A 6,934-nucleotide genomic window follows, 5' to 3' on the forward strand; every position below is an offset into this window, starting at 1 on the left:
TTTGCTTTGGGTTGGGTTGGGTTGGGTTGGGTTGGGTTGGGTTGGGTTGGCCGAGACTGTCATTCCACAACTTATTCAGCAGTCACAATTCTCCAGCCAATTCAAAATCAACTCTGAAATACTTTATACCAGGGTGGCACCCCTCATATTTTCAGACAGCAAACACCTTAACAAATTATTCGAAATCAGATTCCGCACCGCGATCAGAAAACCAACATGAGTAAGGGTACAGTGATGATATAATGCTGCAGGGGAAGGGCACGTTGCCCTTCCCGGAGATTAACAATCAGTGCCCGGAACCCGTCAACTGAATAATGTTATTTGGAAACTCCCGGCTTTCAACTTCTTTAGCAAAGTCTTTGGCAACTTCTAGCACCGTTTTCGTGACATGTGCATACTGCTTGGAAAATGGCGGCCAGTAATCCCCCAAACCCAACGCATCATTGATCACCAACACCTGACCATCACAGTCCGGTCCAGCACCAATACCAATTACGGGAATCTCAAGCATGGCCGTAATCTGTCGGGCCAGATCATAGGGAATATGCTCCAGCACCAGCATAAATGCACCGGCATTCTGAATGGCCAACGCTTCATCTTTAATCCGCTGGGCGTCTGCATCCGTGCGCCCGACTCGGGCAAAACTCTTGGCAGTCTGAGGCGTCAGACCGGTGTGACCGATCACCGGAATACCATGTCGGGTCAACTCGGCAATAACATCCAATTTTGGTCCTTCCAGTTTGACACTGTCGGCGCCCGCAGCCATTAACCGCCGGGCACTGGCCAATGCAATTTCTGGATGACTATCGGTCATATAAGGCAGATCACCAATCACATGCGTATCGGGTGCTCCACGACGAACAGCCCCCACATGGTATTCCATGTGCTCGATCGTCACATGACGGGTGCTGTCAAATCCCATCTCCACCATGCCCACAGTATCTCCAACCAGCAGGATCGGAATACCTGCCTGTTCAAGGCTTCGGGCCACAGGGCAGGTATAAGCCGTCAACATCGCAATCGACTTTTCACCTTTCATCTCGACAAACGCTTGAGCTGTTATTTTCATGGTTTTATCTCCTGTCATATTGATTTATTAATCCGTCGGCAAATACTGCCGGACTAGACTAATAAGTGCGGTGACACAACCTACCGCCAATGAACCAGGTCCGATGCGAGTCGGACCAATGGCAATCAGTCCAAGAACATCGGGATGGCCTGAGATCATCCACACTGGCCATCTGCTAGAAATTCTACTATGGGTATTATGTTATTGGGAGTGTGACTGTCATAACTGCGCTGGCGATCATGGTGTTTGCACATTAACTGTCATACATTTTTTACAGCTGACGAAGATAGGAGGAAAAATCCTCCTCCAACCGATAGTCTGACCTTCATTCACATCAGACGGCGTTGAAAGAGCCGAACAATCAGGACGGATTGCTTTCTCTGGCAACATTTATTGTCTTGAATATATCGGCTTAGCAGATATTTTTAAGGGGTTCCTTAATTTAACAGTTTATAAAAATACACCGTTCCATCCAGGGTTCCTGCGGAACTCAAGGCAAACTGGGGAATTTGTCCCGCTTCAATATAATCAAGCTTACGATACAAATATGAGGCCGTATCGCCCACACGGGTATCCAGCACCAACAATTCACGCCCCAATTGCCGGGCCTGTTGTTCCATATGTCTCATTAACTGTTTGCCCACCCCCTTTCCTCGTTCACGGGTATGCACCATCAGCTTTTCCACCTCGGCCCGGTGTAAACCATTAGCTTTACCACACAAAGCCAGTTGCACCACCCCGGTCAGGTTCCCCTGTTCCATGGCCACATACATTTTTCGCTCTTGCGATGCAAGTTCCTGATTGACCTGACGCCAATAGGCCACTGCATCATCCTCAGCTAATGGCGCGATAAAACCAATGGATGCACCACTGGCAACCGTGTCAATCAATAACTCCACCAGTTGCCGTTCAAGACCAACTGTATTGACAACTTCAGAAAGCTCCATCGTGTTCCTCTGTTATAAAAAGTCTGTTCCGATTTTAAAATGTTTAAGCCAGCAATCAGATATGCCCGAATTTTCAGATTCTACCGGTTAATGACAGGCAAGTCGGACTGAGTTGATAAGTAGCATACAATTCCGGTTGTGAAAACACACCAAGAAACATCGAATACGGTTAAAAGCATCAACCGACAACCGACAACCGACAACCGACAACCATGAAAATTATTTCAATGCCAAGCCCCATCAAACACCTTTCGTGTACTTTATATATATAGCCAACGATTTGTTAAAATCACCTCTAGCCCAAATATCTCATCAAATCCAAAACATGAATAAGCTACCGGCAATTTTCGATACCCAATCTATTTTCGTGGGTGACTTCATTAAAAAATCGTCTGGATTGTTCGGATAGCCCGAGTTCCGAACACAACTCCCCCACCCCCCAGAGTTGATCCTTGTGCTGGGGCAGCACTCCTTGAACGTTATCCCGGCGCCAGGTTTCGAATCACTTCTGCGCCTTTCCATCCAGTGTGTAATACCGTTACGCCCAGTGCCGGGCGCTGCGTGCTCCTTCCAGCAAGCGACTGTTCTGACCCATACTGATGAGGTAATCCACCTGATCACCATGAAGGGGGTTATCCGTGGCGTCGAAGTCCAGAATCAGTTTCTTGGGAGGCGTCTTAAAGCTGTCGATAAATTGTTGTATCAGGACATCATGCCAAATGAATCAAATACCGTATCATGACGCAGTGTGCAATGGTCATTGAGATCTTCGTAGCCGGTGGCCAGGGCATAGATGCGTTGGCGTAGCATCGTCAGTTGAGTATCGTCACATCGCCCCTGAACACGGTTATCACACAAAACACGATCTATGGCCGTTGTTAACCTCAGTCGTTTATCAATTTCTCTGAGCAACCACATTCCGAGATCGGAAGAGATTTCACCTCCGTTAAAATTCACGTCGACTTTGCGGTGTTTGACGGATGGAAAAGAGAAAGAAGTTTGGTCACATTCTGTCATCGCGGAACCGATCTTATTTTGTGTGTTAGCGCCTATAACATAAGGTTAAAGCAGTTCCGTAGTCCTGTTTTGATGAAATATTCGGGTTAGCCTGATGTGTTTGTATATTAGCATTCAATCTCAAATATGAATGTCGCAATCTTCCAACAAATGCTTACCCTTTAGTGATAGCTTTAACACTAAAAATCATCCTTATTTTTCTTGAGTATGAAAGATAAAAACTTATATTTAGATTACACTTTTAAAGTCTCCCCATTAGCTTGTTTCACCCCCCAATGACTGATATCGCTGCACCCAAGATACGAACCAAAAAACAACTAAGAAAGACCCTGAATATCTCGCAAAAAGAAGCCGTGGCCTCTGCCGCCATGACCGCTACCAGCGACAATTTTCTCAATCCTCTGGCCATTTTTTTTCAAGCCAATGCTTTGCAAATGTCCTGGCTGACGGCTTTTCCGCAACTAATTGGCGCATTATCACAGTTATTATCAGTCTGGTTAGGTTCGGTACTGCCGCGCAGACCTCTGGTATATGTTACGGCTTTTATTCAGACAGCCGTGGTTATGATGATTGCGGCTCTGGCATTGATCAACCCCAGTACGGCAATGTACTGGCTGCTGATGCTTGCCATTCTGTACCATAGCAGCACCAACATCATTCAGCCTCACTGGCGGGCCTGGATGGGACAACTAGTACCCGCTCGCAGACGGGGTACCTTTTTTGCCGCCCGTACCCGGTTGACCATGGCAACCTCTGTTCTGATTTTTCTCGGTGGTGGTGCTTTTTTGTCACTGAGTGAAAAATCCGGGCTCTCCTGGCTCGGCTTTGCCGCATTGTTCGCGATTGCCGGTATTGGCCGTTTTTGCTCGTCCCGTTATCTGTATTTAATGCATGACCCTGCCGCCAAGCTCATAAAATCACCCACCATTGTCAGTGGAACCTTCAAGCAAATGCTGAGTTCCATGCAGGATAAGGATTTTCGCAACTACTCATTTTTCATCGCTGGCATGCAAGGGATGGTCGCGATTTCAGCGCCTTATTTTTCTGTGTATATGTTGAGGGATCTGCAATTCAGTTATTTCGATTTTGCCATCAACAGTATCGTCTCGATTCTGACTCAGTTCATCACCCTGAAGTTCTGGGGCAAAGTCAGCGACCGTTTTGGAAATCATTTGGTTATCACAATCACAAGTATGATGATCATGATGCTACCGCTACTATGGTTGGGATCACCTTCGAAACTATACCTGATTGGTGTGCAGATCATGGCTGGTCTGGGCTGGAGTGGATTCACACTCTCTACAGCCAACTATTTGTACGATATTCGCCCGCACCGAAGCAATTTTGCCACTTATGCAGCGGTCCAGTCTGCCATTGCAGCAACATTGGTCTTCTGTGGAGCTTTACTGGGAGGCTGGGTGGCTGAACTGTCTGCTAACTCTACTTATCTGCAAGAACACCTGCGAAGTACACTGTTAATGGTATTCTGTGCCAGCTCACTCATGCGAGTTCTGGTCGTGATCTGGTTTTTACCAAAGCTCGCCGAGCCCAAAATCCGCCATCGCCCTGAGGTATTGCAGCTGGTGCTCAGGGTTTCACGATTTAATGCCATCTCTGGAATGGTTATGGATTGGTTAACCGTTACTTCCAAGAAAAAGGATCAGAAAAAGAATAACAAATAATCAACGCTTCAACGTTATCTGCAGTCAGAGAGAAGTCAAAAAAGCTTCTCCCTGGCATAGTGCCGAAAAAACACTCCGTTTAATTCGCATCACCCCAGACAGCAAACTCATTACCACCGGGCTCGATAAAGTGAAAACGCCGACCACCTGGAAAACTGAAAATTTCTCTAACGATTGTACCACCGGCTGCACGGACCTTTTCCTCACTCTGCTCAAGCTGATGACTGAACAATACAATCAAGGCCGCTCCCTGACTGGTCAGAGAACATTGATCTGACTTAAAAAAGCCACCATCCAACCCCTGGTTCGAAAAGGCGCTATAATCCGGACCATAATCCGTAAACTCCCAACCAAACGCCTGATGAAAAAAAGACTTGGTTGCCGTTAGGTCACGGGAGGGAAATTCCACATAGTTTATTTTTTCGTTCTCGCTCACAACGATATCTCCATTTATAGGCTAAGTGATACTTCACACCAATACTGTACATCTTTATCATGATAAAGCTACCGCACATCAACGAAGTCGCAATAACACTGTTTAAATAGATTTTAGGTATCGTGTGTCACCGCATGACTAATGGTGGTGCTGATATACCTGACATCGCAGAACGACGTTTTAAGCAAACCTAGTAAAAACAGAATCTTTGGTGGTATCTGGTTAAAAATCCCTTTATATCTACTTATCACCTGGCGCTTCATAAAGTTGGCAACCCTAGGGAACCTCTGAAAAATGCGATGTTTAACGACACTCAATAAAAACCCGGCTTGTGGGTACATATGCCGTTTTTATTGAGTGATAGCGGGTCCTACTCATCACCGGCGCTGACATATTTGCGCCAGTTATGCTGCTCTTTAAAACCCAGCACTTCACGGATTTTACGGTTTGAGAACAATGCCTCATGCTCTCCCATTTCCCGAGTAAAGGGAACATCAGGAAAAAACCGTTCTGCTAACTCTTTAGTAGGAATAATTGCGCCATTGTGATCGTTACCAGCATTAAAAATCTGGAAACCCAGACCATCTTTTTTTAAGCATAAATCCACAATTTGCCCCAGGTCACGGGCATCAATATAACAAAAAGCATTCCTACGACGCACTTCTGGATGTTTGAAATAATTCGGAAACCGTTCAGCGTATTCATGAGGCTCAATGACATTGCCAATACGAAGCGCATAAATATCAAAGCCGGAACGACGCTGAAAACTACGAGCAGTTTTCTCATTAACCACCTTGGATAGTCCGTAACTATCCATGGGGTCAACATCATAATCTTCCTCTAATGGCAATGTATGAGGGTTGGTTTTGCCATCAGAAAAACAGATACCATAAGTCGTCTCTGACGAAGCAATAACCACCTTTTTGATACCAAGCTTAACGGCCGCTTCGATCACATTGTAGGTCCCCATGGTATTAACCCTAAACGTTTCATTATCAGGGTTAATTAAAATACGAGGGATGGCGGCAAAATGCACTACAGCATCAAATGTTGGCACACCGTTACCAGGCTCCAGCTCGTCAAAACCGGCATAAGAACTCAAAGCATTAAACACTTGTCCGGAATCAGTGATATCAGCAATTAAATTATCCACACCGGGGTAATCCAAAGCCACCAAATCGACATTTAATACTCGATAGCCCTGCTCAAGTAGATACGCAACGACATACTTTCCCGCCTTACCTGATCCACCTGTAAATAATATTCGCTTGGAGTTCATATGATTACCTCTGTCAAATTGACTTCTTTACAACAGAATTATAATCACCTTTTGTTAGGCCCTGTCGACACAATATTTACTCAGCCCAGGTTTATAAAGAAATCAAACACATCCCCCCAAACTATCGAGTGCCTATTATCAATATAACGAGTTGACAAAAATTTAAATGGACACCCACTTGAATGAATAAAGACCTCCACTTTTCAAAGTTAAGATAAATTAACAGGACACCCACCCGTTCATCAGTACAACTAAGTTGACAAAAATTTAAAAAGACACCCACTCTTTCAAAACATACGTATCAAATCCTTGCTTCAAGTTTTCCCAACTGGCATTATTCAACACTGTATATATATCAGGATAAAGCCATGGCCCGATCAAGGAAGTCGCAGATATCACTCCATGCCACCCCGTACTATCATTGTACCTCCCGCTGCGTTCGACGGGCCTTTCTCTGCGGCTTCGATCCTCTCACTCAAACCAGTTACGAACACCGCCGCCAGT

Annotated in this window: 5 protein-coding genes and 2 pseudogenes; 2 read left to right on the forward strand and 5 right to left on the reverse strand. The window is 45.5% G+C overall.

Translation table 11 applies throughout. From position 1 onward, the window contains the following. Positions 1-286 precede the first annotated feature (286 nt). The 3 genes and pseudogenes from panB to ACQY6I_RS19530 form a co-directional block, all read right to left on the reverse strand. Entirely contained in the window at positions 287-1,069 is a 783-nt protein-coding gene (gene panB, locus ACQY6I_RS19520) for a 3-methyl-2-oxobutanoate hydroxymethyltransferase (protein ID WP_428243188.1), read from the reverse strand. Positions 1,070-1,506: 437 nt separating this feature from the next. Beyond that, positions 1,507-2,016 carry an N-acetyltransferase family protein gene (locus ACQY6I_RS19525; RefSeq protein WP_428243189.1) on the reverse strand — a complete coding sequence of 170 codons (510 nt, stop codon included), beginning with the start codon at positions 2,014-2,016 and terminating at the stop codon, positions 1,507-1,509. A 735-nt stretch (positions 2,017-2,751) separates the two neighbouring features. Continuing rightward, positions 2,752-3,033 (reverse strand): annotated as a pseudogene (locus ACQY6I_RS19530) (transposase); the annotation flags it as partial. Positions 3,034-3,308: 275 nt separating this feature from the next. Here ACQY6I_RS19530 and ACQY6I_RS19535 point away from each other — a divergent pair. Then, complete coding sequence (locus ACQY6I_RS19535) at positions 3,309-4,715, forward strand: MFS transporter (RefSeq protein WP_428243190.1); 1,407 nt, start codon at positions 3,309-3,311, stop codon at positions 4,713-4,715. 79 nt (positions 4,716-4,794) lie between these two features. On the opposite strand, the gene ACQY6I_RS19540 is transcribed toward ACQY6I_RS19535, so the two are convergent. Together ACQY6I_RS19540 and ACQY6I_RS19545 are read right to left on the reverse strand one after the other, a co-directional pair. Next, the gene (locus tag ACQY6I_RS19540; protein WP_428243191.1) at positions 4,795-5,151 is read right to left on the reverse strand and encodes a VOC family protein; all 357 of its coding nucleotides are present in this window, start codon (positions 5,149-5,151) and stop codon (positions 4,795-4,797) included. A 370-nt stretch (positions 5,152-5,521) separates the two neighbouring features. Further along, positions 5,522-6,430 (reverse strand): NAD-dependent epimerase/dehydratase family protein, encoded by a 909-nt coding sequence (locus tag ACQY6I_RS19545; protein ID WP_428243192.1) that lies wholly within the window; start codon positions 6,428-6,430, stop codon positions 5,522-5,524. A 368-nt stretch (positions 6,431-6,798) separates the two neighbouring features. Here ACQY6I_RS19545 and ACQY6I_RS19550 point away from each other — a divergent pair. Next, positions 6,799-6,934: pseudogene (locus ACQY6I_RS19550) on the forward strand (transposase); the annotation flags it as partial.

It is taken from the genome of Gynuella sp., assembly GCF_050297175.1.
Lineage (GTDB): Bacteria > Pseudomonadota > Gammaproteobacteria > Pseudomonadales > Natronospirillaceae > Gynuella.